Source organism: Nonomuraea sp. NPDC050404 (assembly GCF_040655495.1).
In the GTDB taxonomy this organism is placed as follows: Bacteria; Actinomycetota; Actinomycetes; order Streptosporangiales; family Streptosporangiaceae; genus Nonomuraea.
In genome coordinates, this window is record NZ_JBFAKB010000018.1 from 228,857 (window position 1) to 254,836 (window position 25,980).

19 protein-coding genes are annotated in these 25,980 nt (G+C 69.8%); 9 read left to right on the forward strand and 10 right to left on the reverse strand.

Annotation, left to right across the window (positions count from 1 at the left end; all coding sequences use genetic code 11):
* Positions 1–124 precede the first annotated feature (124 nt).
* Positions 125–3,016, forward strand: coding sequence for a glycoside hydrolase family 48 protein (locus AB0I81_RS41010; RefSeq protein WP_360668987.1), 2,892 nt, complete (start codon positions 125–127; stop codon positions 3,014–3,016).
* Positions 3,013–5,796, forward strand: coding sequence for a glycoside hydrolase family 9 protein (locus AB0I81_RS41015; RefSeq protein ID WP_360668990.1), 2,784 nt, complete (start codon positions 3,013–3,015; stop codon positions 5,794–5,796). The genes AB0I81_RS41010 and AB0I81_RS41015 overlap by 4 nt, the downstream gene beginning before the upstream one ends.
* A gap of 246 nt (positions 5,797–6,042) precedes the next feature.
* Here the strand turns inward: AB0I81_RS41015 and AB0I81_RS41020 are convergent, their stop codons facing one another.
* Both AB0I81_RS41020 and AB0I81_RS41025 read right to left on the reverse strand, forming a co-directional pair.
* Complete coding sequence (locus AB0I81_RS41020; RefSeq protein ID WP_360668993.1) at positions 6,043–6,567, reverse strand: hypothetical protein; 525 nt, start codon at positions 6,565–6,567, stop codon at positions 6,043–6,045.
* Positions 6,564–7,622, reverse strand: coding sequence for a lytic polysaccharide monooxygenase (locus tag AB0I81_RS41025; RefSeq protein WP_360668996.1), 1,059 nt, complete (start codon positions 7,620–7,622; stop codon positions 6,564–6,566). The genes AB0I81_RS41020 and AB0I81_RS41025 overlap by 4 nt, the downstream gene beginning before the upstream one ends.
* Positions 7,623–7,884: 262 nt before the next feature.
* Between AB0I81_RS41025 and AB0I81_RS41030 the strand changes: the two genes are divergently transcribed.
* A complete protein-coding gene (locus tag AB0I81_RS41030) occupies positions 7,885–8,970 on the forward strand; it encodes a cellulose binding domain-containing protein (protein ID WP_360668999.1) in 1,086 nt (361 codons plus the stop codon).
* A 78-nt stretch (positions 8,971–9,048) separates the two neighbouring features.
* Here the strand turns inward: AB0I81_RS41030 and AB0I81_RS41035 are convergent, their stop codons facing one another.
* The 3 genes from AB0I81_RS41035 to AB0I81_RS41045 all read right to left on the reverse strand — a co-directional run bounded on the left by AB0I81_RS41035 (position 9,049) and on the right by AB0I81_RS41045 (position 13,650).
* Positions 9,049–10,308, reverse strand: a complete 1,260-nt coding sequence (locus AB0I81_RS41035) for a serine/threonine-protein kinase (RefSeq protein WP_360669002.1) — start codon at positions 10,306–10,308, stop codon at positions 9,049–9,051.
* Positions 10,295–11,266 carry a LacI family DNA-binding transcriptional regulator gene (locus AB0I81_RS41040; protein WP_360669004.1) on the reverse strand — a complete coding sequence of 324 codons (972 nt, stop codon included), beginning with the start codon at positions 11,264–11,266 and terminating at the stop codon, positions 10,295–10,297. Before AB0I81_RS41040 ends, AB0I81_RS41035 begins: the two co-directional genes overlap by 14 nt.
* A 227-nt stretch (positions 11,267–11,493) precedes the next feature.
* The gene (locus tag AB0I81_RS41045) at positions 11,494–13,650 is read right to left on the reverse strand and encodes a transglycosylase domain-containing protein (protein ID WP_360669007.1); all 2,157 of its coding nucleotides are present in this window, start codon (positions 13,648–13,650) and stop codon (positions 11,494–11,496) included.
* Positions 13,651–13,973: 323 nt separating this feature from the next.
* Here AB0I81_RS41045 and AB0I81_RS41050 point away from each other — a divergent pair, with 323 nt between their 5' ends.
* From AB0I81_RS41050 to AB0I81_RS41060, 3 genes are all read left to right on the forward strand, one after another.
* The gene (locus tag AB0I81_RS41050) at positions 13,974–14,969 is read left to right on the forward strand and encodes a hypothetical protein (RefSeq protein WP_360669009.1); all 996 of its coding nucleotides are present in this window, start codon (positions 13,974–13,976) and stop codon (positions 14,967–14,969) included.
* A gap of 200 nt (positions 14,970–15,169) precedes the next feature.
* The gene (locus tag AB0I81_RS41055; RefSeq protein WP_360669012.1) at positions 15,170–15,673 is read left to right on the forward strand and encodes a MarR family transcriptional regulator; all 504 of its coding nucleotides are present in this window, start codon (positions 15,170–15,172) and stop codon (positions 15,671–15,673) included.
* 57 nt (positions 15,674–15,730) lie between these two features.
* The gene (locus tag AB0I81_RS41060) at positions 15,731–16,174 is read left to right on the forward strand and encodes an STAS domain-containing protein (RefSeq protein WP_360669015.1); all 444 of its coding nucleotides are present in this window, start codon (positions 15,731–15,733) and stop codon (positions 16,172–16,174) included.
* A 17-nt stretch (positions 16,175–16,191) separates the two neighbouring features.
* Here AB0I81_RS41060 and AB0I81_RS41065 read toward each other — a convergent pair whose 3' ends face one another.
* Positions 16,192–17,598: an NAD(P)/FAD-dependent oxidoreductase gene (locus AB0I81_RS41065; RefSeq protein WP_360669018.1), complete on the reverse strand. Its 1,407-nt coding sequence runs from the start codon at positions 17,596–17,598 to the stop codon at positions 16,192–16,194.
* A gap of 182 nt (positions 17,599–17,780) precedes the next feature.
* Here AB0I81_RS41065 and AB0I81_RS41070 point away from each other — a divergent pair, with 182 nt between their 5' ends.
* The 3 genes from AB0I81_RS41070 (at position 17,781) to AB0I81_RS41080 (ending at position 20,446) form a co-directional block, all read left to right on the forward strand.
* Entirely contained in the window at positions 17,781–18,404 is a 624-nt protein-coding gene (locus AB0I81_RS41070) for a hypothetical protein (RefSeq protein ID WP_360669021.1), read from the forward strand.
* Between the two features lie 287 nt (positions 18,405–18,691).
* Positions 18,692–19,144, forward strand: coding sequence for a class F sortase (locus AB0I81_RS41075; protein WP_360669024.1), 453 nt, complete (start codon positions 18,692–18,694; stop codon positions 19,142–19,144).
* Between the two features lie 198 nt (positions 19,145–19,342).
* Complete coding sequence (locus tag AB0I81_RS41080) at positions 19,343–20,446, forward strand: sialidase family protein (protein ID WP_360669027.1); 1,104 nt, start codon at positions 19,343–19,345, stop codon at positions 20,444–20,446.
* A gap of 3 nt (positions 20,447–20,449) precedes the next feature.
* Here AB0I81_RS41080 and AB0I81_RS41085 read toward each other — a convergent pair whose 3' ends face one another.
* The 4 genes from AB0I81_RS41085 to AB0I81_RS41100 form a co-directional block, all read right to left on the reverse strand.
* Positions 20,450–22,318, reverse strand: coding sequence for a CheR family methyltransferase (locus AB0I81_RS41085; RefSeq protein WP_360669030.1), 1,869 nt, complete (start codon positions 22,316–22,318; stop codon positions 20,450–20,452).
* Positions 22,319–22,346: 28 nt separating this feature from the next.
* Positions 22,347–23,357 carry a chemotaxis protein CheB gene (locus tag AB0I81_RS41090; protein ID WP_360669033.1) on the reverse strand — a complete coding sequence of 337 codons (1,011 nt, stop codon included), beginning with the start codon at positions 23,355–23,357 and terminating at the stop codon, positions 22,347–22,349.
* Positions 23,358–23,404: 47 nt separating this feature from the next.
* Entirely contained in the window at positions 23,405–24,274 is an 870-nt protein-coding gene (locus AB0I81_RS41095) for an STAS domain-containing protein (protein WP_360669036.1), read from the reverse strand.
* 109 nt (positions 24,275–24,383) lie between these two features.
* Positions 24,384–25,922, reverse strand: a complete 1,539-nt coding sequence (locus tag AB0I81_RS41100) for an IucA/IucC family protein (protein WP_360669039.1) — start codon at positions 25,920–25,922, stop codon at positions 24,384–24,386.
* Positions 25,923–25,980: the final 58 nt, after the last annotated feature.

A 25,980-nucleotide genomic window follows, 5' to 3' on the forward strand; every position in this document is an offset into this window, starting at 1 on the left:
GTTGACATACGCCGGAGCGCACCCACAATCCACTTTGGGAGCGCTCCCACACCCCTACTCCCATGGAGACCCCGTGAAGTACAGACCTCCACTCCTTTTGACACGCTTATCGAGACGGCTCGCCGTGGCCACGACTGTGGTCCTCGCGGCAGGGTTGACCTCGGCGGTCACGGCGGCCCCCGCCCAGGCGGCCGTGGCCTGTGACGTGACGTACGCGGCCAACCAGTGGACCAGCGGACAGGGCCAGGGCGGTTTCACCGCGAACATCACGTTGAAGAACACCGGTGACCCGCTGACCTCCTGGTCACTCGCCTTCGACTACCCGACGACCGGGCAGCGGTACACCCCGACCGGGTGGGGCGCGAACTGGAGCCAGTCCGGCACCCGCGTGACCGGCACCAACATGCCGTGGAACGGCAACCTGGCCACCGGCGCCTCCGTCAGCATCGGCTACAACGGCACGTGGACGGGCAGCAACCCGAGCCCGACTTCGTTCAGCGTCAACGGCGTCACCTGCGGCGGCACCGGCTCCGCGCCGACCGTCTCGCTGACCTCGCCGAGCGCCGGCCAGACGTTCACCGCCCCGGCCACCGTGCCGATCACGGCGAGCGCCTCCGACGCCGACGGCACCGTCGCCAAGGTCGACTTCTACCAGGGCTCCACGCTGCTGGGCACCGACACCTCCTCGCCCTACAGCTACAACTGGGCGAACGTCGCCGCCGGCAGCTACTCGATCACGGCCAGGGCCACCGACAACGCCGGCCTGGTCACCACCTCCTCACCGGTCGGCATCACGGTCTCGCCGAACACGGGCCCGGCGCTCGTGGTGAGCCCGACGACCCTGTCGGTACCGGAGGCCGGCACCGCGACGTTCGGCGTCAAGCTCTCGCAGGCGCCCTCCTCGAACGTGTCCGTCTCCGTCGCCCGCGCCAGCGGTGACGCCGACCTCACCGTCTCGGCCGGCGCCACCAGGACGTTCACCCCGTCCAACTGGAACACCGAGCAGAGCGTCACGCTCGCCGCGGCCAACGACACCGACACCACGGCCGGCTCGGCCGTCTTCCGGGTCAGCGCCACCGGCTACACCGCGGTGAACGTGACCGCCAACGAGGCGGACGACGACGTCGGCGGCAACAACGTCTACGTCCAGCGCTTCGTCGAGCTCTACAACGAGCTGCACGACCCGGCCAACGGCTACTTCTCGCCCGAGGGCGTGCCGTACCACTCGATCGAGACGTTCATGGTCGAGGCGCCGGACCACGGGCACGAGACCACGTCCGAGGCCTACAGCTACTACCTGTGGCTGGAGGCGGCCTACGGGCGGGTGACCGGCGACTGGTCGAAGTTCAACGCCGCGTGGGCCTCGATGGAGAAGTACATCATCCCGGCCACCGCCGACCAGCCGACGAACTCCTTCTACAACGCCTCGAAGCCGGCGACGTACGCGCCCGAGTCCAACAACATCAGCGACTACCCCTCGCAGCTCGACACCGGCGTCACCGTCGGCTCCGACCCGATCGCGAGCGAGTTGCAGAGCGCGTACGGCACCCGCGACATCTACGGCATGCACTGGCTGCTGGACGTCGACAACACCTACGGCTACGGCCGCTGCGGCGACGGCACCACCAGGCCCGCCTACATCAACACCTACCAGCGCGGCCCCGAGGAGTCGGTCTTCGAGACGATTCCGCAGCCGTCCTGCGACACCTTCGCGCACGGCGGGCCCAACGGCTACCTGGACCTGTTCACCAAGGACGCCTCGTACGCCAAGCAGTGGAAGTACACCAACGCCCCCGACGCCGACGCCCGCGCGGTCCAGGCCGCCTACTGGGCGCTGACCTGGGCCAAGGAGCAGAACAAGGCGGGCGACATCTCCGCCACCGTGGGCAAGGCCGCCAAGATGGGCGACTACCTGCGCTACTCGATGTACGACAAGTACTTCAAGCAGCCCGGGTGCACCAGCCCCTCCTGCCCGGCCGGCACCGGCAAGAACGCCTCGAACTACCTGCTGAGCTGGTACTACGCGTGGGGCGGCGCGACCGACGCGAGCGCCGGCTGGGCCTGGCGCATCGGCTCCAGCCACAACCACTCCGGCTACCAGAACCCGTTCGCGGCCTGGGCGCTGGCCAACGTGACCGAGCTGCGGCCCAAGAGCTCCACCGGCGCGGCCGACTGGAGCACCAGCCTGACCCGCCAGCTGCAGTTCTACAAGTGGCTGCAGTCCGCCGAGGGCGCCATCGCCGGCGGCGCGACCAACAGCTGGGAGGGCCACTACGCCACCCCGCCGGCCGGCCTGCCGAAGTTCCACGGCATGACCTACGACTGGCAGCCCGTCTACCACGACCCGCCGTCGAACCAGTGGTTCGGCTTCCAGGCGTGGACGATGGACCGGGTGGCGCAGCTCTACTACGCCACCGGCAACGCCGACGCCAAGGCGCTGCTGGACAAGTGGGTGACGTGGGCGCTGGACAACACCACGATCAACGCCGACGGCAGCTACGAGATCCCCTCCACGCTGCAGTGGTCCGGCCAGCCGGCCGGCAACTTCAGCGCCACCACGGGCATGCCGCCGGCCAACCCCGGCCTGCACGTGACCGTCGTGAACCACACGACCGACGTGGGCGTCGCCGGCGCGTACGCCAAGGTGCTCATGTACTACGCGGCCAAGGCGAACCACGCCGAGGCCCGTGACACCGCCAAGGCGCTGCTCGACGGCGTGTGGGCGAACCGCGACGCCGAGGGCGTGTCGGTGCCGGAGACCAAGGCCGACTACCGCCGCGTCGACGACCCGGTGTACGTGCCGCCGGGCTGGACCGGCGAGATGCCGAACGGTGACCCGATCAACTCCAACTCCACCTTCATGTCGATCAGGTCGTTCTACGAGGACGACCCCGACTGGCCCAAGGTCGAGGCCTTCCTGAACGGCGGCCCCGCCCCGGTCTTCAACTACCACCGGTTCTGGGCGCAGGTGGACGTCGCCGTCGCCCTGGCCGAGTACGGGCGGCTCTTCCCGTGATTCGTCGAGCAGCTCTGATCGCTGCGGCGTCGCTGGTCCTGCCACTGTCCCTCGGGACGGTGGCGGGGCCGGCGGCCCACGCCGCGCCCGCTTTCTCCTACGGTGAGGCGCTGCAGAAGTCGCTGTGGTTCTACGAGGCCCAGCAGTCGGGCGCGCTGCCCGACTGGAACCGCGTCTCCTGGCGCGGCGACTCGGGCCTGAACGACGGCAAGGACGTGGGCGCAGACCTCACGGGCGGCTGGTACGACGCCGGCGACCACGTCAAGTTCGGCTTCCCGATGGCGTTCTCCGCCACCATGCTGGCCTGGGGCGCGGTGGAGTACCGCGATGCGTACGCGGGCTCCGGCCAGCTCACCCACCTGCTCAACAACCTCAAGTACGTCAACGACTACTTCATCAAGGCCCACCCCTCCCCGAACGTGCTGTACGGGCAGGTCGGCAACGGCGGCACGGACCACGCCTGGTGGGGCCCGGCCGAGGCGATGGCGATGAACCGGCCCGCGTACAAGATCGACGCCTCGTGTGGCGGGGCGGACCTGGCGGGTGAGACGGCCGCGGCGATGGCGGCCTCCTCGATCGTCTTCCGCCCGACAAATCCGTCGTATGCGGACACGCTGGTGACGCACGCCAAGCAGCTGTACACCTTCGCCGACACGGTCAGGAAGAAGTACAGCGAGTGCATCACCGACGCCTCCAGCTTCTACAACTCCTGGAGCGGCTTCAACGACGAGCTGGTGTGGGGCGCGATCTGGCTCCACCGGGCCACCAACGACGCCTCCTACCTGGCCAAGGCCGAGAGCGGCTACGCCGGCCTGGGCACCGAGCCGCAGAGCAGCATCAAGTCCTACAAGTGGACGATCGCCTGGGACGACAAGTCCTACGGCGCGTACGTGCTGCTGCACAAGCTGACCGGCAAGCAGCAGTACCTGGACGACGCCAACCGCTGGCTCGACTGGTGGACGGTCGGCGTGAACGGCTCCAAGGTGGCGTACTCGCCGGGCGGGCAGGCCGTACTGGATCGGTGGGGTTCGCTGCGTTACGCGGCCAACACCTCGTTCGCGGCCCTCGTGCACAGTGACGCGATCACCGACGCCACCCGCAAGGCCCGCTACCACGACTTCGCGGTCCGGCAGATCAACTACGCGCTCGGCGACAACCCGCGCAACTCCTCCTACGTGGTCGGTTTCGGCGCCAACCCGCCCAAGAACCCGCACCACCGTACGGCGCACGGCTCGTGGACCGACCAGCTCAGCAGCCCCGAGCAGACCCGCCACACCCTGTACGGCGCGCTCGTCGGCGGCCCGCCCGACCCGAACGACGCCTACACCGACAAGCGCGACGACTACGTCATGAACGAGGTCGCCACCGACTACAACGCCGGCTTCACCAGCGCGCTGGCCCGCCTGTACAAGGAGTACGGCGGCGCGCCCGCGGCGAACTTCCCCGCCCAGGAGACCCCGGACGGGCCGGAGATCTTCGTCGAGGCGGGCGTGAACGCCTCGGGGAGCAACTTCACCGAGATCAAGGCGATCGTGCGCAACCAGTCGGCCTGGCCCGCCAGGGTGCTGTCCGACGGCTCGTTCCGCTACTACTTCACCCTCGACGGCTCGACGACCGCCTCGCAGATCAGCGTGTCGTCGGCCTACACGCAGTGCAAGGCGCCGACGTTGCACCAGGCGGGCGGCAGCACGTACTACGTGGCCATCGACTGCTCGGGCCAGGCCATCGCGCCCGCCGGGCAGTCGCAGCACCGCAGGGAGGTGCAGTTCAGGATCAGCAGCGCGGGCACCTGGAACCCGGCCAACGACTGGTCCTACGACGGCATCCCGACCACGCCCGGCACAACGCCGGTGCGTACCGACCACATCACGCTGTACGGCGGCGCCACCAAGATCTGGGGTGAGCCGCCAGGTCCGGAGGAAGAGGACGAAACAGCTCCCGGCAAGCCGGGCAAGCCCGCGGTTTCGGCCATCACGGGCTCGTCGGCGAAGCTGAGCTGGACCGCCTCCACCGACAACGTCGGCGTCACCGGCTACGACGTCTATCTGGGGTCCACCAAGGTAGGCACGGCCACGACGAACTCCTTCGACCTGAGCGGTCTCACCCCTGCCACGGACTACGCCGCCCACGTGGTGGCCAGGGACGCGGCGGGCAACACCTCGGCGCAGAGCGACAGCACCACGTTCACCACCTCGGCCACGGTGGACGGGACGCCGCCCAGCAAGCCGGGCAAACCCGCGGTCTCCGGGATCACCGCGACGGGCGCCCGGGCGAGCTGGGCGGCGTCCACGGACAACGTGGGCGTGACCGGCTACGACGTCTACCTCGGATCCACGAAGGCGGGCACGGCCACGACCACGTCGTTCGACCTCACCGGGCTCACACCCGGCACCGCCTACACGGTGAGCGTGGTGGCCAGGGACGCGGCGGGCAACAGCTCGACGGCGTCCGACGGCACCGCGTTCACCACCACCGGCGCTCCGGCCGGCGGGTGCACGGCCACCTACAAGGTGGTCAACTCGTGGAGCGGCGGGTTCCAGGCGGAGGTGACGGTGAAGAACGCCGGAACGTCCGCGACCAGCGCCTGGGCGGTCGCCTGGAGCTCACAGGGCTCGATCACCCAGCTCTGGGGCGGCAGGCACACCGCCTCCGGCGGGACGGTCACGGTCAGGAACGAGGCGTGGAACGGCTCACTCGCCCCGAATGCGACCACCACGTTCGGTTTCATCGCGACCGGCGCCTCCACCACCCCCGACCCCATCACCTGCACGCCCGCGTGAGCCGAGACCCCGCCCCCGCCGCAAGCGCGGCGGGGGCGGTTCCATCGACAATCGAGAGCACTTGTCACCCCGGCGTACACACCTGCGCCAACTGAACTACTCGGCCTGTTGGTGCGTATGAGGAGGTGAGGCGCAAAACATCGCATACTGCCCGACACCATCCCCGCCCGGATGGGACGGACGCGGCCGGACCTCCACCCGGTCGCGTCCGTTTGCGCGTTCGCTCGGCTCGTTCGCTCGGCTCGTTCACTTGGCTGTCGAAGTGGCCAGCGCGAACCGCTCCCGCGCCGCCTCGATCGCCGAGTCGTCAGAGAACTCCTCGAACGCGAGCCGGTGATAACGCTGGGGGATGAGCTGCCTGACCCGGTCCGGATACCCGGCCCCGTCCTTGGGGACGCGGATCTCCGGCGGAATGTCGATCTTGACGGCGATCGGCCCGGAGGCGCGGACCGAGGCGGCCCAGTCCGGGCTCTCCCCGGTGATCGCGCACATGTGGCGGGCGTAGACCCACCGCACCTCGACCAGCGAGGCGGCGTTGGCAGGTTCGGTGCCGAAGGGCTCCACGGCGCACACTACGCTGGATTCAAAGCTGTGTCCGTGGGCGTGGTGCTCGCCTGGCGAGGACTGTTCGAGCAACAGGGTCACCTGGGCGGCGAGCTCCTCGTTGAGCTTCGATGACGGCTGCCTGGCGACGAAGAACGTCACCCCGGCCAGCACCAGGCAGGCCAGGGTGACGATCGCCGCGATGAGCCCGCGACGGGTTTTGATCACGGGCTGGAGCAGGTCAGGGTCGGGGCCGGGGACGGTACCGAGCCTGTCGCGTTGAAGCCGAACGTGGTGGACGCGTTCGCCGCGAGCTGCCCGTTGTAGGTCTGGTTCTTGACCGCGACATTGGGTGCCTGCCCGGTCAGCACGCCGTTCCATGGTGCGCCGTCGAAGCCCTGCCCACCGCTGTAGGTCCACTTGACCGTCCAGCCGTTGATCGAGCTGGTGCCCGTGTTCTTCACGGTCACCTCACCCTGGAAGTGGCCGGCCCAGCCGGTGTTGGTGGCCTTCCACGTCGCCGTGCAGGCCCCGGGGGTCGGGTCGGGGCTGGGGCCCGGGTCGGTGGGGCCGGGCGTGCTGCCGCCGGGGCCGACACCGGTCACCTGGCCGTTGCCGCCGTCGAAGGTGACGTCGGAGCAGCTGTAGAAGTTCTCGTTGCTGTCGGAGCGGATCCAGTGCGTGAAGATGATGTGCTTGCCGCTCTTGCCGGACGGGAGCTGGGCGTTCCAGTAGTAGTAGTTGAGCCCGCCGGCGCCGCCGGACTTGGGCGGGTCGGTGACGCTGCCGAACAGCTCCAGGTCCGACCACTTCAGTGCGCCGTTGGCGTTCCAGCCGTTCTTGGTGACGTAGTAGTTGAACTTGCCGGGGTGCTCGGCCCAGTTGCTGTGCCGCATCTGGATGTTCGCCCCGGAGGTCAGGTGGGTCAGGGGCCAGTCGCCGCGAACCGCGTTGTAGGCCGAGAAGTCGTAGGGACCGCCGGTGCCGCCGCTGCAGAGCTGCCCGTCGGGGATGAATCCGGTGGTACGGCCCGCGCCGTCGGAGCGCAGCACCGCGAACCAGTTGTACAGGGGGGTCGCGCCGCTCTGGTTGACGGCGGACGCGCACGCGGGGTTGTAGGGGATGATCTGCCCGTTGTCCCGCAGGCCGTCCTGCCAGCACAGGAACGTACGGCTGCCGGGGAACATCGACACACCGTGGGCCTGCGCCGAGGTGGGTGCCATCAGAAGACTGGTGATCAGGACCAGGACGGCGGTGATCGCCGCCGACTTGAATAACCTCATGGGGATTCCCTTGCGCTGACTACAGAGGAAACCTGCCCACGACCTGCCCGCCCGGCCTGCGCATTGAATCACGTTCGGCAGCGTTCCGACAACGACGGGTGAAACTTTCAGCCGATCTTGGTCACGGTTTCCGCTGGTGGCCCGCCCCGCTCCAGGTCGCCCGCAGCCGCGCCCCCTTGCCCCCGGTGGACGGGCTGAGGAGGCTGCATGTTGGGAGCGCTCCCACTACACTCCACCCCCATAGAGGCGGGAGCAACACGCCATGAGGCACGCGCACATCCACCTGATCATCGGGGCGTTACTCGCCATGGGCCTGTTCGCCGCACCGGCGAAGGCCGCGCCGGTGATCTGCGAGAAGTACGGCTCCGCGAGCATCCAGAACAACCGCTACATCGTGCAGAACAACGTCTGGGGCGCGAGCACCGCGCAGTGCGTCGACGTCAACCAGAACGGCGGGTTCACCGTCACCCAGGCCGCGCACAACAACTCCACCAGCGGCGCGCCCGCCGGCTACCCGTCGATCTTCGCCGGCTGCCACTACGCCAACTGCACCACCGGCAGCAACCTGCCCATGCGGGCCGACGCGGGCGGCTTCGCGGCCCTGCGCAGCAGCGTCAGCATGAGCTACTCCTCAGGCACCTACAACGCCTCCTACGACCTGTGGTTCGACCCCACGCCCCGCACCGACGGCCAGAACACCGGCGCCGAGCTGATGATCTGGCTCAACCGGCAGGGCTCCATCCAGCCGATCGGCTCACGCGTCGGCACCGCGAACCTGGCCGGCGGCACCTGGGAGGTCTGGTTCGGCAACGTCGGCTGGAACGTGATCTCGTACGTGCGCACCTCCACCACCACCTCGCTGGACTTCGCCATCGACACCTTCTACTCCGACGTCGTCAGCCGCGGCTACGGCCAGCGCTCGTGGTACCTGACCAGCGTCCAGGCCGGCTTCGAGCCCTGGATCGGTGGCACCGGCCTGGCGGTCAACGCCTTCTCCTTCAGCACGAGCGGCGGCGGGGGCGGCGGGGGCGGTGGTGGCGGCGGAAGCTGCGCGGCCACCGCGACCACCCAGAACGCCTGGAACAACGGCTACGTCGTCCAGCCCGTCACCGTCACCAACCGTGGCACCTCGACGCTGAACGCCTGGACGGTCACCTTCCCGCTGCCGTCGGGGCACACCATCACCGGCATGTGGAACGCGTCCTACAGCGTCAGCGGCGGCACCGTCACGGTCAGGAACCTGCCGCACAACGGCGGCCTGGCGCCGAACGCCGGCACGTCCTTCGGCTACCAGGCGACCAGGCCGAACGGCAACACGCAGGTGCCGGGCGGCTACACCTGCGCATGAGGCTCGCGCGGGCACGCTTTGCGAGGGGCCCGTCCCGCGCGATGAAGAGGGGTACGGCTGGTGCTGCCGTACCCCTCATCAATCCTTCTCCAGCGCCGTGTCGAGGTCGTCCAGGCGGGCCTGGAGCTCGCTCAGGCAGGCGGGCGCCAGGCGGCCCTCCCGCCAGCGCTGGGACAGTTTCTCGCGCAGGCCCTCGGTTCCCGTCCTGGTGTCACCCATGGCGTTGTCCAGCACCTGCCTGAGGTCGAGCACGACGTCGTCGTCGGTCGCGCCGCACGGCGTCCTGGCCGACAACACGGACTTGAAGCCCGTCGCGGCCTGCTCGACCGTGACCGCCTCGGCCGGCGTCGCCTCGATCAGCCCGGCGGTCTCTGAGGGGGACGGTGACGGCGGCGGCCTGTCACGCACCTCCTCCAGCGCCTGCTCCCGCGGCGGCGTTCCGGTCTGCTGGAACCACAGCAGGGCCGACAGCGCGAGCGCCGCCGAACCCGCCACCGTCAGGCCGCGCCGCAGGTGGCGGCCCAGCGTGGCGGTGCCGAGCGCGGAGTTGAGCGCGGCGACGATCTGCGCCGTCGTCGGCCGGTCCTCCGGCTCGCGCGCCAGGCAGCGCTGGCAGAGCGTGGCGATCGTGTTCGGCACGCCGGGGACCCGTGGCGGGGGTTCGGTCCGGCAGGCGAGTTCGATCTCCTCCCACGTGGTCTCCGGGTACGGCGTGCGCCCGGTGAGCATGAGGTGGATCAGCACGCCCAGGGCGTACACGTCCACCGCGGGGTGGGTCGGCGCGCCGAGCAGCCGCTCGGGGGCCACGTAGGGAGGGGTGCCGCGGTCGTCGTCGGGGTCTCCCGCCCACGCCGCGATGCCGAAGTCGAGCAGCTTGGGGCCGGCGGCGGTGAGCAGCACGTTCTCCGCCGTGACGTCCCTGTGCACCAAGCCGCGGGCGTGCCCGGCCATCAGCACCCGCGCCAGCCGCAGCGCGATGGCCGCCGCCTCCGGCCACGGCAGCGGCCCCGTCTCGATGCGCTCGGCCAGTGGCGTGCCGTCGAGCAGCGGCATCACCACGTACGCGGCGACACCGCCGCTCGTGGTGACGGTCTCGCCGTAGTCGTAGATCTCGATGGAATCGGGATGGATGAACCTGGCCGCGGCACGGGCCTCGCTGCGCACGCTGACCCGTTCTCCGGAGTCGGTGTGCAGCGAGGCCGTGAGCACCTTGACCGCGATCATCCGATGCAGGGACTGGTCGAAGGCACGCCAGATGACCGACATGCCACCGCGGGCCAGCGGGTCCAGCAACAGATACCTGCGGGCCAGCACATCCCCTGGCTCAAGCCGACTCACGGACGACCAGTTCCGTGGGGAGTACGGGGTCGATCCCCGCGGCCCCCGTCAGGAGCAGCCGGGTGGCGACCGTGGCCAATTCCTCGACGGGCTGGCGGATGGTGGTCAGTGCCGGGACGGTGTGCCTGGCGACCGGGGCGTCGTCGAACCCGATCACCGCCACGTCCGCCGGCACCTTGCGTCCCGCCCTGCGCAGGGCCTGGATCGCGCCGGCCGCCATCAGGTCCGAGGCGACGAAGACGGCGTCCAGGCCGGGCGCGTGGCGTAACAACCACTGCATGGCGTGGGTGCCCGAGGCGGCGGTGAAGTCGCCGTACGCCACGGGCACGTCGGGTGCGCCCGCCGCCTGGAGGGTGCGTACGAGGCCCTCCAGCCGATCACGGGCGCCTGGTAAGGAGGGTGGGCCGCCGATCGCGGCGACGTTGCGGCGGCCGGTGAGCAGGAAGTGCTCGGCCGCCTGACGGCCGCCGTCGAGGTTGTCGACGTCGGCGAAGGGCAGTTTGAGGTCGTGGGGCGGACGCCCGATGTTGCGGACGGGGACGCCCGAGGTGGATAACTTGATCGCCAGGGGGTGGCGCTCTCGCGCGCCCACGATGAGCACCGCGCCGGATAAGGCGGGCAGCGTGGACGAGGTGGGGGTGACGGTGGTCACCATGAGGTGGGTGCCGTGCTCTGCTATCACGGCGCCCGCGGCTGACAGAAGCCTGGCGTAGTAGGGTTCGGAGAAGAGCCGGGGCAGGTGATCACATATCACTGCCGTGACGCCGTCGGCCATGGTCTTGGCGGCCGTTCCCCGGGGTGCGCGTTGTCGGACGTATCCCATGCGGGACACGGCATCGTAGACTTGGCGGCGGGTCGAGGTACTGACCCGCACCGAGCCCGTGAGGACTCGAGATGCGGTCGCGGGGGAAACCCCTGCAGCGGCCGCCACCTGTGCCAGTGTGGGCTGCTCGGTCATGGAGCACCTCGCGGAAAGATCCTGGGAGCGCTCCCACGTTACCAATGTTTCGTCGCTGTTAATAGGGCCTTTGCAAGGAGTGCGTCCGCTTGTGCGGACGCACTCCGAATTTGCTCAGCTAGAGACCATGGTGACCGTCAGAGGTTTCTGTGCCGGATGTGGATCACGGCATAATGTCGTGTCCGATTTGTCTTATCCGACAATCAGGAAACTTCTCCTACCCAAGATCAGTCGAACTCGCCGTCCCAGACGTCGATGTCGTCCAGATCGCCGCCGTCCTCCGGCCGCTCCTCATCGTCCGGCTCCTCCCGGACCGGCGCGCAGCTCGAACCGCAACCGCCGAAGCGCGAGCTGTTCACCGGGGTGAAGTCGGTCGCCGGTGTGCCCTTCAGGGCCCCGAGCATGGTGTCCTTCCAGATCGGCCCGGGGATCGAGGCGCCGAAGACCGAGCCGTAGTACCGGCCGCCGATGTTGACGTTGTTGAGCTTGTGGTTCTGCGCGCCGCGCGGGTCGCCGATGCTGACCGCGCCCGCCAGGTCCGGGGTGAACCCGGCGAACCAGGCCGTGGCCTGCGAGTCCGTGGTGCCGGTCTTGCCCGCCGCGGGCCGGCCGATGCCGCCCACGCCGCGCATCGTGCCCTTGGTGAACACGCCGGACAGGATGTCCGCGGCGGCGTCGGCCACCTCGGGGTCCAGCGCCTCCTTGCACTTGGGCTGGTAGTTCTTGACCTTGCCGTCGCGGTCGGTGATCTTGGTGATCGCCATCGGCGCGCAGTACTTGCCGCGCGCGCCGATCGCCGCGTAGGCGTTGGCCACGGTCACCGGGTCCATCTCGTTGATGCCGAGGGTGAAGGTGGAGAACTCCTGCAGATCCAGGCCGTCGGAGCGCTTGATGCCCAGCGACTTGGCGGTCTTGACCGTGTCACACAGGCCGACCTTCTCCTCCAGCTTCATGAAGAAGGTGTTCACCGAGCCCCAGGTGCCGGTCTGCAGCGACTTGAAGCCGCCGCCGCCCTCGTCGTTGGTGACGGTGTGGCTGGGGTCGGCGATGTTCTGGCCCTTGCAGTTCTTGAACGTGGAGTAGTACGGCGCGCGGTATCCGCTGCCGACGGAGAAGCCGTCGCCCAGCTTCATGCCCTCCTTGAGGGCGGTGACCAGGGTGAAGGTCTTGAACGTGGAGCCCGCCTGGAAGCCGGTGCCGCCGCCGTGCGCGGCGTCCGCCACGACGTTGTACGACATCTGCTTCTTGCGCTTGTTGTTGCCGTACGCGCGGCTTGCGGCCATCGCCTTGATCGCGCCCGTGCCCGGTTCCACCAGGGCCTCGGAGGCGACCGGGTTGTCCGAGGCGTACACGTGCTTCTTGATCGCCTTCTCGGCGGCCTTCTGCATCTTCGGGTCCAGCGTGGTCTGGATCGTCAGGCCGCCCCGGTCGAGGAACTGCTCCCTGGCCTTGGCCGTCTTGCCGAAGACCGGGTTCCTGAGGACCTCGTTGCGGACGTACACGCAGAAGTACGGGTATTTGCTGGAGGTGCAGCCGCCGGGGATGTCGACGCCCTTGTAGCCGAGCTTGGTGGCCTTGGCCTCGGCGGCCTGCTGCGGCGTGATCTTGCCGAGCTTGGCCATGGTGTCGAGCACCAGGTTGCGGCGCGACAGCAGCGACGCCCGCTGCTTCTTGCCCAGGTTGGGGTCCGTCGCGTTGGGGTCCTGCACGGCGCCCGCCAGGGTCGCGGCCTGCGGCAGGGTCAGCTCGGACGCGCTGACGCCGAAGAAGCGCTTGGCCGCCGCCTCCACCCCGTTGGCGCCGGCGCCGAAGTAGGCGATGTTGAGGTACTTCTCCAGGATCTGGTCCTTGGTGTACTTCTCCTCCACCGCCATCGCGTAGCGCAGTTCCCTGAGCTTGCGCGCGTAGCTGGCCTCCAGGGCCGCGCTGCGCTCCTTGTCCGTGGTCGCGGAGTTGAGCAGCACCTGCTTGACGTACTGCTGGGTGATGGAGGAGCCGCCCTGGGCGATGCCGCCAGAGGAGAGGTTCTTGGCCATGGCGCGGATGGTGCCCTCGATGTCGATCGCGCCGTGCTCGTAGAAGCGGAAGTCCTCGATGGAGATGATGGCCGTCTTCATGACCTCGGCCACCTTGTCGAGGGTGACGTTCTCGCGGTACTCCTCCCAGAACCAGGCGATCGGGGTGCCCTTGGCGTCGAGCACGGTCGTCCGTTCCGCGAGCGGGGGCTCCTTGAGTTCCTCGGGTTTGATGCCGAGCTCCTCTGATGCCGAGACGAACATCGCTCCGCTACCGCCCACAGCGGGCAGCGCGATGGCCGCGGCGACCACACCGGCCGCGGTCGCTGCTGCCGCGAGGCGCGCGACACCCGACAAACGGGAACCCATGGTGGTTAATCCCTCCCCATCCTGGCAATATGGTGCATCCTAAACCCGGGCCGGGCATGCTCCATGTAAAAGCTATGACGCCTCAGGGGCCGCGAATGTTGCGACTGTGGCGGGGTTTTTCGCTATCTGCGCGGAGATAGACCGGTTCGCGCCGCCTGAGGCCACAGTGATGCTGGTCACCTTCTGCGACGGCTGTGATTGTGCCAGACAACGGCAAAGAAGCGCGCTGCCTCCAGGACCCTGACGCGCCCGTCTGGCAACCTCCACCCAGGGCAATTCTTCCTGGCCTGATCCGTCACACCCATTTCGCCGAGGAGCATGCGATGAGCGGCTCGGGGTCCGCCACCGAACTGGACCAGGTAATCCTTCCCGCCATTCCGCCGGCACACGTGACCAGCGGCCAGGTTTCTCCGTTGCAGGTCACCGACCGGCTGCGGCGGGGCAGCCAGATCGTGGGCAGGTTCGAGACGTCGGGGCTGGCCGGCTTCAAGGTGTCGGCCCAGGGGCGGGCGCTGCGCGTTTCGGCGGCGCTGTCGGTGGACGAGCGGTCGGTGAGCGGCTGGCACACCGGGAACACCGAGTTCAGCCCGCTGCCCCGCCTCATCCAGATCCGCTCCCAGGGACGGCTGCGCCAGTGCGTGTTGCTGCGCGGCAGGAAGGCGCAGGCCAGGGTGGCCTTCGACCTGACGCCCGAGGAGATCCCCGACGACGGCCTCATCTGCGTCGAGGCGCTGGACATCACCGAGGGCGAGGACATCTGCGAGGAGGTCCGGCAGGCCGTCGCGGGCCGCGTCGCGCCCGACGGGGTGGCCGGCGTGCGGCTGGACAAGGTGGTGTTCGAGGAGCCGCCGCCGGTGGACTACGACCCCGACACGCTCGACGGGTCGCGCTGCGAGGTGTACTCGCTGATCAGCGCGGGCGGCCTGGCCAACCTCAACCGTCAGGGCCCGCGCCCGCTGCGCGACCGCATGTTCGTGGTCAACCCGGTGCTCAAGGACCGGTTCGGGTCGAGCGGGCGCATCACGCTCCGGCTCGGCACCAGGGCGGAGGCGGTGAGCGTGATCCCCGCGACCTGGAAGCGGGTCAACAGCGAACTGCGCTGGTTGCGGCACGCCACCAGGAAGCTCCTGCACACGGCCGCGCCGTCCGTCGAGCGGGTGCTCAGCTTCGGGGATGGGGACATGGGGGTTCCGGAGCAGCGCGTGCGGGGCAACGTCCTGGAGCTGGAACTGTCCAGCCCGTCCTCCTCACCCCTGCTGGTCCTGCTGGCCGGCTGCCCGGACGCCCTGCCCACCCTGGAGTCCGGCACGGCCCACTAGCCTCGCGCCTGGGTACGGATCCCGCACCTGCTTGTACGGATCCCGCGCACCGGTGGTCCGGGTTCCGCACCCGCCTGATCCGGATCCCGCACCCGCCTGATCCGGATCCCACACCCCCTGGTCCGGATCCCACACCCCCTGGTCCGGATCCCACACCGGTACGGGGACGAATAATTTCCGGTCGAATAAGATGCGGGTTCATGGGCGACGCCATCGACAGGATCCTCGAACAGTGGCGGCGCGAGCGACCCGATCTCGACCTGTCGGCCATGGACGTCTTCGGCCGGCTCGCCCAGATCATGCGGCTGATGATGCCGCAGGTGGACCAGGTCTTCACCAAGCGCGGGCTGCGGCAGGGCGAGTTCGACGTGCTGGCCGCGCTGCGCAGGGCCGGGCCGCCGTACACGCTGATCCCCTCCGAGCTGTCGGAGGTGCTGATGATGTCGCGGGCCGGCATGACCAACCGGCTCGACCGGCTGGAGGCGGCCAGCCTGGTCGAGCGCAGCCTCGACCCCGCCGACCGGCGCAGCTTCCGCGTCAAGCTGACCGGCGACGGCCTGCGGATCATCGACGACGCGCTCACCGAGCACGCCGCGAATCTGGCCCGCCTGGCATCCCCGCTCACTCCCGACGACATGGACACCCTCGCCGCTCTCATGCGCAAGCTGGCCGGCGGCCCTCTGGGGGATCGCGTGCCCGAGTAAGAACGGAAAATTGACGATCACCTGTGATAACGCCGCTCAGCGGGCAGTTGAATACATGTGGGCAGAGGTTTGCGAATCGAGACGACCCGGCATCTTCATTGCACGGTCATGCGCGCCAGCGGCGTGCTGGACCACGCCGGGCGGGTCCGGTTCAGCTCACGCATCAACGCCGTGTGGGATTGGACGCCGGGGCCCGTCCTCGTGCTGGACCTGGCCGACCTGGACTTCTACGACTCGTCGGTCATCGGGGTGATCGCCATGGCGATGCAGCGGATGGAGGAGGAGGGCAGCGGCCGGATCTTCGTGGTGCGGCCCTCCGAGCATCTGCTGTCGGTGCTGCGGCTGACGGATCTGCTGTCGCACGTGGAGGTGCGTGACAGCGTGGAGGTGACGGTGGCGGAGCTGATGCTCCAGGCGGGCGAACCACCGGATCCCGACCCCACCGCCACCTCACCGCCGCCACTGCTGATCACCCGCATGAACACGCGCAAGCCCCGCTGAGCAGCCGCTCCCGCGACTTACAGCCCGTACGCCTCCAGCAGGCGCAGCCACACCTCGCTGACCGTCGGGAACGACGGAACCGCGTGCCAGAGCCGTTCGAGCGGCACCTCCGCGGTCACCGCGATCGTGGCCGCGTGCAGCAACTCGGCCGCCCCCGGCCCCACGAACGTGACGCCGAGCAGGACCTTCCTGTCCTCGTCCACGACGGCCCTGGCCCGGCCGCGGTAGTTGTCACCCAGCAGGTACGCCCCCGTCACCGAGCCCATGTCGTAGTCCACGACGCGCACCCGGAAACCGTCGGCGCGAGCCATCTCCTCGGTGCGGCCCACCGCGCAGATCTGCGGGTCGGTGAAGACGACCTGCGGCGACCCGTACCCGCCCGCGAGATCCCGCATCGAGGGCAACTCGTCCCCACGGGCGCGCGCGGCGATCACGTCGCCACAGATCCTGGCCTGGTACTTGCCCATGTGGGTGAGCAGCACCCGCCCGTTGACGTCGCCCACGGCGTACAGCCAGCCCTCGTCGAGGGCGGTGACCCGCATGCTGTCGTCCACCTCGATCGGCCCCTTGTCGGACAGGCCGATCGTGTCGAGCCCGAGATCGCGGGTCGCGGGCCGGCGGCCGGTCGCCACCAGCAACTCGTCGGCCTCCAGCGGCGGACCCTCCGACAGGTGCAGGGTCACCGGGCCGCCGGGCTCGGGGCGCTCGACCCTGAGCACGTCGATGGAGGTGCGCACGTCGATGCCCACCTCGGTGAACGACTCGGCGAGCATCTCGCCCGCGAACGGCTCCACCCGGCCCAGCAGGCTGTCGCCGCGTACCAGCAGGGTGGTCTGCCGCGCGCCGAGCCCGTGCATGGCCTGCGCCATCTCGCAGGCGACCACGCCGCCGCCGATCACGGCCAGCCGCCCGGGGACCGACTTGGCCGCGGTCACGTCGTGGCTGACCCAGGGGGCCGCCTCGGCCAGCCCGGGAACGGGCGGGACGACCGCGGTGCTGCCCGTGGCCACCACGACGGCCTGGCGGGCGGTCAGCACGCGCTCGCCGCCGTCCTGCGTGGTCACGCGTACGCGCTTGGGCCCGTCGAGCCGGCCTCGGCCGCGTACGAGCTCGGCCGGCACACTCTCCAGCCACCGCACCTGGCCCGCGTCGTCGTAGTTGGAGACCGCCTCGTCGCGCCTGGCCAGCACCGCGGCCACGTCGATGGGCCCGAGCGAGAGGCCGGGCACCCGCGCCACCTCACCCGCCAGATCGATGGGCCGCAGCAGCGCCTTGCTCGGCACGCACGCCCAGTAGGAGCACTCGCCGCCGGCCAGCCGCTCCTCGACGATCGCCGCCGTCAGGCCGCCGCGCACGGCCCGGTCCACGACGTTCTCTCCGACGGGACCCGCGCCGATCACGATGACGTCGAACTCGTCAGCCACCCCAGCCTCCACAAGCACTCGCCCGACTATGAAGGGAATGCTTTCACGCCTGGGCGGCGGCGTCAGCCAAGGGGTGGCGCTGCGGGTGAGAGTCCTTTCATCTCGACCTCATGCTCCTCCAACGGCCCATCGAGACGCTGAACTCGGCCACGGAAATCCCGCGGCCGGATTGGAGAGGCAACATGGGTCAGGCAGTACGGCGGGTGCTGCTCGCCACCGCGCTCGCGCTCGGACTGGGCGCCACGGGCACGATCTTCACCACAACGGCGGCACAGGCCACCGCACCGACGGGCGTCCAGTCCGTCACCACAACGACCAACGACGACGACGATGACGACGACGGCGCTCCGCGCGGCGGCGTGGACACGGGCGTGGGCGGGACCGTCTCGCGTGACGACGATGATGACGACGACGGCGCTCCGCGTGGTGGCGTGGACACGGGCGTGGGCGGAACGGCCTCGCGCGATGACGACGATGACGACGATGACGGCGCTCCGCGCGGTGGCGTGGACACGGGCGTGGGCGGGACCGTCTCGCGCGATGACGACGATGACGATGACGGCGCTCCGCGTGGTGGCGTGGACACCGGGATGGGTGGGACCGCCGATGCCGGTACCGCTGGTGACGCGGGTGCCCAGAACAAGACCTCGCTCAACGAAACGACCAAGGTGAGCAACGCCACGGTCGCGCAGAGCGGGGCCGAGGACGGCGGGTCGGTGCCGCTGGTGCCGCTGGCCCTGGCGGGTGCGGCGCTGCTCGGAGCCGGCGCGTTCTGGCTGCGGCGCACCTTCTCCGCGGGCAGCTGACCGTGCGCCGCCTGCTCCTGGCGACCGCCGCGTGTACCCTGGCCGCCACCGCGGCCTGCGCCCCCGGCGAAGCCGCCGCAAGCGCACACCCGGCGGTCGCCCACAACGGGAACTTACGGGCGACCGAAGCCACGGAAGGCCGGTTGGGGACCTCCGCGACGGGCGGGATCCAGACGACCACGGAAGGCCGGTTGGGGGCCTCTGCGGCGGGCGGGATCCGGACGACCGCGGGGGTTCGGTTGGGGGCCTCCGCTGAGGGCAGGACCGGGACGTTCGCGGAGGCTCGGTTGGGGGCCTCCGCGGACGTGGCGGACCCCGTACGGCTCCGTATTCCGGCCATCGGCGTCTCCACCCGGATCATCCCGCTCCGGCTCGACGCCAAGGGCCGCCTGATCGCGCCCACCAGCTACGTCCGGGTGGGCTGGAACAAGGCGGGCCCGGAGCCGGGCGAGCGGGGAGCGGCCGTGATCGCGGGTCACGTCGACTCCAAGACCGGCCCCGCGGTCTTCTACCGCCTGCCCAAGCTGAGCAAGGGCGACCGCGTACACGTCGATCGCTCCGACGGCAGCACGGTCACCTTCAAGGTGACCCGCCTGGCCCGCTATCCGAAGAACCGCATCCCGAACAAGGAGGTGTACGGCCCCGCCAAGGGCGCCCAGCTCCGGCTGATCACCTGCGGCGGCACGTTCGACCGAACTCGCGGCAGCTACCGCGACAACGTGATCGTCTTCGCCCAGTGAAGCAAGTAAAGATCGAGTAGACCGCATCCGGAAACCGTGCCGCCGAGGACACGCCCTCGGCGAGCGTGACCGTGCCGCCGAGGACACGCCCTCGGCGGCACGGTCACGCTCGTCTGGTCGCACTCGCCGCTCGCCTCATTCGCCTTCACGTACGGCTCACGTCGGCGTCCGTTAACCCGGAAGCCGTACCGTTTCGGCATGGCGGATCGTTACCCGACCTCACACCCATACCGGCAGGCCACGGACGGCTACCACACCTATCGGATCCCGGCGGCGGTGGTGAGCAGAGCCGGCACGGTGCTGGCGTTCGCGGAGGGGCGGCGCGCCTCGGCCGGCGACTCCGGCCACATCGACCTGGTGCTCAAACGGTCCTCAGACGGCGGCAAGACGTGGGGCGCGCTGCAGGTCGTGGCCACGGAGTCGCGTCGTGGCACGGCCGGAAACCCGGCGCCGGTGGTGCTGGACGACGGCAAGATCGTGCTGGTGTTCGTCCGGCAGGGCCCGTCGGCGACCGAGGACAAGATCCGGCGCGGCCAGGTGTCGGCGGCCGATGGGCGGCGGGTGTTCGTCCAGGTCAGCGAGGACGACGGGGTCACCTGGTCGGCGGCCCGCGAGATCACCGCCAGCGTGAAGCGGTCCGAGTGGCGCTGGTACGCCACCACGCCCGGCCACGCGCTCGTGCTGCGCGAGGGCCCGAACGCCGGACGCATCCTGATCCCCGCCAACCACTCCATGCCGCCCGGCGGGCAGGACAACGGGACCGAGGGCAAGTACAACGGCGGCCACTGCCTGCTGAGCGACGACGGCGGCCAGACCTGGCGCATCGGGTACGTGGACGACAACCCCGACGGCTACGTCAACGTCAACGAGACCACCGGCGCCGAACTGCCGGGCGGGCGCGTCTACCTCAACACCCGCACCGACTCCACCGCCCCCGGCACCAGGGCGGACGCCTACTCGGCCGACGGCGGTCAGACGCTGGAGCTGCCCTTTCGCCCGCAGGCCGGGCTGGTCGGCCCGGTGGTGGAGGGCAGCGTGTTGTGGTGCGGGTCGCCGGACGTGCTGCTGTTCTCCGGCCCCGCCGACCCGGCCGCGCGGGCCCTGATGACGATACGCGCCAGCCACGACCACGGCGTGACCTGGCGGGTGGCGCACACGGTGTCCGGGCTGCCGGCGGCCTACTCCGACCTGGTCAGGGTGGACGGGGACACGGTGGGCCTGCTGCATGAGACGGGGAACTTCAGCGCGTACGAGAGCATCGCCTTCCGCCGAATCCCCGTCGCCGAGCTGGCCGCGCCCTAGCGGTCAGCCGTTGACCTGCGAGTCGGAGTTGAGCACGTTCATCACCATGATCAGACCGTGCACGGTGTCGTCCTCCGTACGCAGGTGCGAGAGATGTATGGTCAGCGGCGCCGGCCGTCCTCTGCGGTTGACCGCGTCGAGCACCAGCCCCTCCACCTCCTCCAGCGGGTTGGACCCGTTGGCGAGCGCGGCGCGCAGGCGCGGCAGCAGCAGCTCAAGCGGCAGGCCGATGTCCAGGCCGGCCAGCGGCTCGCCGACGGCCTCGTCCGAGCGCATCCCCCACAGTTCCTCGGCTCCTGGGCTCCACACCACCACCCGGAGATCGCCGTCCAGCACCACCACGGCGTCCCCGAGGCTGCGCACCACCGAGGAGACGAAGTTGTTGACCTCGTCGAGCTCGATCGTGCGGGCCGTCAGCGCGTCGTTGATGTGCTGCAGCTCGTCGTTGGTGGACTGGAGTTCCTCGTTCATCGTCTCCAGTTCCTCGTTGGTGGACTGGAGCTCTTCGTTGGTGGTCTCCAGTTCCTCGTTGGTGGACTGGAGTTCCTCGTTGGTGGTCTCCAGTTCCTCGTTGAGCGACTGCAGCTCCTCATAGGCCTGTTCGAGCTGCCTGTTGGCCTGCTCCAGCTCGTCCCTGAGCTTGCGGTAGCGGGTGACATCGTAGAAGTGGATGCCCATCCCGACGAGGTTGCCCGAGGCCAGCAGGGGCACGACCGAGACATCGAAGACGCTGGGCTCAGGGCTGCCGACGCGGTGCCAGGCCACTTCCTCCAACTCCACCGGGCGCAGGTCTTGGCGCGCCTGTTCGATGACCGATCGCAGTTCCACGGGGCGGTAGGACACCTCCAGATCCTGGAAGGGGCGGCCGACGTCGCGCGGGTTGAGGTTGAACAGGGCCTCGGCCTTGGAGTTGGCCAGCGCGAGGTTGCCTGAGACGTCCACGACGAGCTGGGCCACGGGTCCGGAGGCCAGCGCCACGGACGCCAGCGTGGGCAGCCGGGAGGCGAGGTCGGCGGCGCCGCCGGTGACCGACCACGGCGCCCGGCTGCCGTGATTGACGGGCTTGATCTTCCTGAACAGCCGCATGCGCAGGTCCACCGGCTCGAACTTGTCGCTGTGGTTGAGCAACATCTCCGCCTTGCCCAGGAACAGGAATCCGGGGTCGGACAACGCGAAGTGGAAGCGCCGGATGATGTTGAGCTGCATCTCGGTGTTGAAGTACATCAGCGTGTTGCGCGCCAGCAACAGGTCGACCCGCGAGATCGGGGCGTCGTGGGTGAGGTCGTTGCGCCCGAAGATGAGCTGACGGCGCAGGTCACGGCGGAAGGTGAAGCCGCTGTCGACCGGCTCGAAGTACGTCTCGCGCAGGTCGATCGGCACGTCGGACAGGGACCTTTCGTTGTAGACGCCCGTCCTGGCCGCCTGCAGCGCCTTCTCGTCGAGGTCGGTGCCGTAGATCTTCACCCGGTCGCGGAACGCGTCCATGCCCAGTTCCTCGGCCAGGACCATGGCGATGGTGTACGCCTCCTCGCCGGTGGCGCAGCCCGCGCTCCAGATCCGGATGGGCTGCCCGGCCGACATCTGGCTGAGCAGGGCGGGGATCACGACCTCGCGCAGGCGTTGCCAGGCGGCGGCGTCCCTGAAGAAACTGGTGACGTTGATCAGGAGGCTGTCGAACAGTCTCGTGAACTCCTCCGGTTCGAGTTCCAGAAGATCGCGGTATTCGCCGTAATCACGCAACTTCAAGGCTTCGAGCCGGCGGGCGATGCGCCGGATCAGGGTGTTGCGTTTGTATCCCGTGAAGTCGAACCCGCGGGTCTCCTTGAGGAGAAGGAGGAGGTCGTCGAACTCACGCTCTTCCTCTGTAGTCACAACGGCAGCCTACGCCGTCGTGGCGGGCTCAACCTCTCGTCTGAGCATCACCGGTGCGGCCGATGCGGGACTGCAGCATGCGAATAGTGTTCAGTGCCTCGGCGGTGCGTTCCTCCTCTTCCTGAAAGTAACGCATCGACAGGTTCTGGCCCCTGCCCTCGGCGGCCTGGCGCATGCGGTCGAGCACCCGCAGCCGCTCCTCCAGCCGCTGGATCGCCACCCACAGGGCCCGTTCGACCGAGTCCGACTGCGCGTTGATCATGCTGTCGCGCGACCAGGCATGACCGACCCGGCAGATGTAGCGCTGAGTGGTCGTGCTCTTCTGCTCGTAGATGGGGCCGTTGCACTCTGGGCAGCTGAAAGCGATCAGTTCGCCTTCCGGCTCCCCCAGCGCCGGCGCCTCATGCAGGAACTGCTCGATCTCGCGTTGGAGCTCATCGTCGTACACCTGGCCCTCCATGTTGACAGGGGTACGGCACTGCTCCAGGATCCAGCCGCCGATCTCCCGCACGGGGAGCGCCCGTGCGGTCGGCACCGCCGCCATGGCGGCGCCCGGCATGCCGGGGAAGGCGCACTCCGCGAGATCCTGTATGGCGACCGCGCCCCCAAGCCTGTCGATCGCCTCGCAACCCTTCGCCCCATCGTCCAGTGTGCCGCTCAGCACCACGGCGGTCGTGTGGGGCCCGGCGTCCAGCGCCGCGCTCATGAACAACGGGTCGGCCGCCGGACGGTGCCCGTTGTGTTGCGGGCCGCGCGACAGGCGGATCTTGCCCTCGCTCATGAGCAGGTGGAAGTCGGGGCGTGCCACGTACACGCGGCCTGGGCGCACTGTCTCCTTGTCTTCGGCGGGCGCTGCTCTGAGCGGGCCCGCCCGGTCCAGGATGCTGGCCAGCACGCTGCTGCCCTGGGGTGGCACGTGCAGGACCACGAGCAACGCGGCCGGCAGGTCGGCGGGCAGATCACTCAGCAGGATGCGCAACGGCTCGACTCCACCCGCCGACGCGGCCACCACCACCACGTCACGTCCCGCTGTCCTCATGCCTTCCCCCTGTCCTGGAGCGCGAAGATCATGCGCGAGATCCGGGCCTATCGGAAGCGTGGCGGTGCCGGGCTCCTGCTGTCGGCACCCACGGTCAGGCGCACGTCCGTGAGGCTGAGGCGCATGATGCGCAGGGCGGCGCCACACCGTTCGCGGGCGGTGGCCAGCAGCGTGCTGGACTCGGACGTGAGCGCGAGCTGGCGGGCCATGGTCTCCTGCTGGCGGGTGGCCCGCTCACGGAGCGCGCGCGCCTCATGAATGATCGGGTTCAGGTTGCTCATCTCGAATATGGGCGGTGGCGGGCTCGCGCTGATCTCCCGCCCGGTCTCCCGCGCGGCCGGTTCGGGCTCTGGCCGGCCGGGCTCTGGCTGGTCAAGCACTGGCTGGTCAAGCACAGGCTGGTCAAGCACAGGCTGGTCAAGCACAGGCTGGTCAAGCACTGGCCGGACGGGCTCTGGTCGCGGCCGGGAACCGTCACGGGCGGTGGACGGAAGGCGGGGCATGGTACGCAGGCGCGGCAGGTGACGGCGTCCGACGACGGTCGGCGCGGACCGGTAGGAGTCCACGCCGGCGTCCGCGAGTGCCTCCGGCATGCTGTCGAACACCGGGATCGCCGCGAGGGAATGCTCGTGCATCAGCGCGATGAGGCGGCGCAACGGCGGCTGCACCTCGGCCAGGGCCAGGTGGCCGCCCTTGGCCTGCAGGGCGCGGTGGGTGATCGACAGCAGTTCGAGCCCGTTCAGATCACAGAACCACAGGTCGCCCGCCGCCACGAGCACGTACTTCACCGAGGCCTGCGGCAGGGGGTCGAGGAAGGCAGCGAGCACGGGACGCGTCGTCGAGTCGAGCTCTCCGGTGAGCGCGATCACCAGGGTTTCGGCACTCACGGGTACCAGCCGTACTGACAGCTGCATCATGAAGGGCCTCCTCTCCGGCCGCCGTGAGTTTGGGGGATGCGCGCACGACGGATTTCCGGCACATGCCCATACTCCTCCCCTGCAATGAAAAGGGCCAGGCAATCGGCCATCAAGCGAATTTGCGGTCGGCGAGATTGTTGGGCAATCCCGTCCAGATGTCCCCCGGCGGGGCTCCCTCCAGCCGGGCGAGCAGGTGGGCCTTGGCCGCGATCCGCTCCCCGAAGAGGGCCGCACGGTCGGCGCGGGCGTCGGAGGTGGCGGGCAACGCCTCGGACGCGTGGCGGGCGGCGGCGGCCACGACGTCCCAGAGCCCGGCCTCCGTGGCCCGGTCGCCGCCGCCGAACAACGAGATCAGGCTGCCGAACGTGGTGCCGAGCAGCGAGCCGAAGAGCTTGGCGTGCAGGACCGCCGGGTCGTCGCTGAGCAGCCTGGCGCTGACCGGCGGGACCGCGATCCCGTTGCGGGCCAGCCTGGCGGGGCTGATCCTGACGTCGGCCAGGTCGCGGTAGACCAGCCGGTACGGCAGCCCGTCCGCGTCCGGCGAGACCAGCAGGTTCTGCCCGTGCGCCTCCAGGGCCACGCCGAGTGACAGCAGGCCCAGCGCGTTCGTCATGGCCAGGCGGGCGAAGGCGGCCAGCCAGGCGGCGGGGTCGGGCGCCATCCTCCTGGTGACCGCCGCGACGGGCAGCACCGGGCCCGGTTCCGGCTCGCGCAGCATGACAGAGAGGTCGGCACTGTGCCCGCCGGCGGCCCCGGCCAGGTAGCGGGCTATCCGCAGGCCGCCGCCGCAGCGCGCGGACAGGGTGGTGAGCAGGGTGGTGAGCAGGTCGGACAGGGGGACGCAGTCGCGTACCGAGCCGGGGGAGATGTCCCTGACGCCCGAGGTCATCCGCGTGGTGAAGGCCGTCTTGAGATGCGGGCCGCCGTCGAGCGGGGCCAGGGTGCGCGCGGACATGAGCGGGCGGGCCGCGATGACCCCCGTGGCGTACGGGCGCAGGCCCAGGGCGGCCAGCACGTGCCGGGTCTGCCAGGGGTGCACGGGCAGCAGCAGCCGGTCGCCGTCCATGAGGGAGTCCGGCCACGGGCCCGTGACCAGGCACTCGTTCGCGGGCAGCGCCAGCAGGTCGAGCAGGACGGTGGGGCGGTGCTCCGGCATGTACGCGAGCTGCTCGGCCACGGACACGCCCGGGCGGTTGCGGCAGCCCGGGTGGTAGGGATGGCCGTCGACCACGCTCTGCTCGTGCTCCTCCGGGGTGACGGGAGGCCGGCCGGAGGCGTTCGCGCGGGAGAGCGCCAGCGAGGCAACGCTGTTGTCGAGGTCCTCGGCCAGGCGGCCGGTGCCCGGCAGCCCGAGTGCGTCCAGCAGCTCCGCCGGGTGGGTGTGCGGGTGGCCGTCCAGCCGGAGCGCGGTCACGTCCCCGATGTCGTACGCGCGCCGCTCCGGCCCCGTGAGCCCGCGCCCGTCGGCCAGCAGCACGCGGCCGGGACCGGTCACCGTCAGGCCGGGCAGTGGTTCGTACAGGAGTCCCCGCCACAGGCGGCCCAGGACGGCGGCCCGCGCGCCGGGCAGGGCGGCGGTGTAGCCGGCGGACAGGGCGGGGCGCACGCGGGCCAGTTCCGCGGCGAACTCCCGCTCTAACCGCCTCATATAACGCACCTTCCCCCATAAAACCTGCCTGATAGCCATCCTGTGGGCATCCATGGCG

What these genes read in the sequence shown, in the direction of transcription:
- AB0I81_RS41050 (WP_360669009.1), top strand. Translation starts at nt 13,974, where the DNA reads ATGAGCGGCTCGGGGTCCGCCACCGAACTGGACCAGGTAATCCTTCCC.
- AB0I81_RS41070 (WP_360669021.1), top strand. Translation starts at nt 17,781, where the DNA reads ATGGGTCAGGCAGTACGGCGGGTGCTGCTCGCCACCGCGCTCGCGCTC.
- AB0I81_RS41080 (WP_360669027.1), top strand. Translation starts at nt 19,343, where the DNA reads ATGGCGGATCGTTACCCGACCTCACACCCATACCGGCAGGCCACGGAC.
- AB0I81_RS41100 (WP_360669039.1), bottom strand. Translation starts at nt 25,922, where the DNA reads ATGAGGCGGTTAGAGCGGGAGTTCGCCGCGGAACTGGCCCGCGTGCGC.
- AB0I81_RS41025 (WP_360668996.1), bottom strand. Translation starts at nt 7,622, where the DNA reads ATGAGGTTATTCAAGTCGGCGGCGATCACCGCCGTCCTGGTCCTGATC.
- AB0I81_RS41055 (WP_360669012.1), top strand. Translation starts at nt 15,170, where the DNA reads ATGGGCGACGCCATCGACAGGATCCTCGAACAGTGGCGGCGCGAGCGA.
- AB0I81_RS41095 (WP_360669036.1), bottom strand. Translation starts at nt 24,274, where the DNA reads ATGATGCAGCTGTCAGTACGGCTGGTACCCGTGAGTGCCGAAACCCTG.
- AB0I81_RS41030 (WP_360668999.1), top strand. Translation starts at nt 7,885, where the DNA reads ATGAGGCACGCGCACATCCACCTGATCATCGGGGCGTTACTCGCCATG.
- AB0I81_RS41045 (WP_360669007.1), bottom strand. Translation starts at nt 13,650, where the DNA reads ATGGGTTCCCGTTTGTCGGGTGTCGCGCGCCTCGCGGCAGCAGCGACC.
- AB0I81_RS41090 (WP_360669033.1), bottom strand. Translation starts at nt 23,357, where the DNA reads ATGAGGACAGCGGGACGTGACGTGGTGGTGGTGGCCGCGTCGGCGGGT.
- AB0I81_RS41040 (WP_360669004.1), bottom strand. Translation starts at nt 11,266, where the DNA reads ATGACCGAGCAGCCCACACTGGCACAGGTGGCGGCCGCTGCAGGGGTT.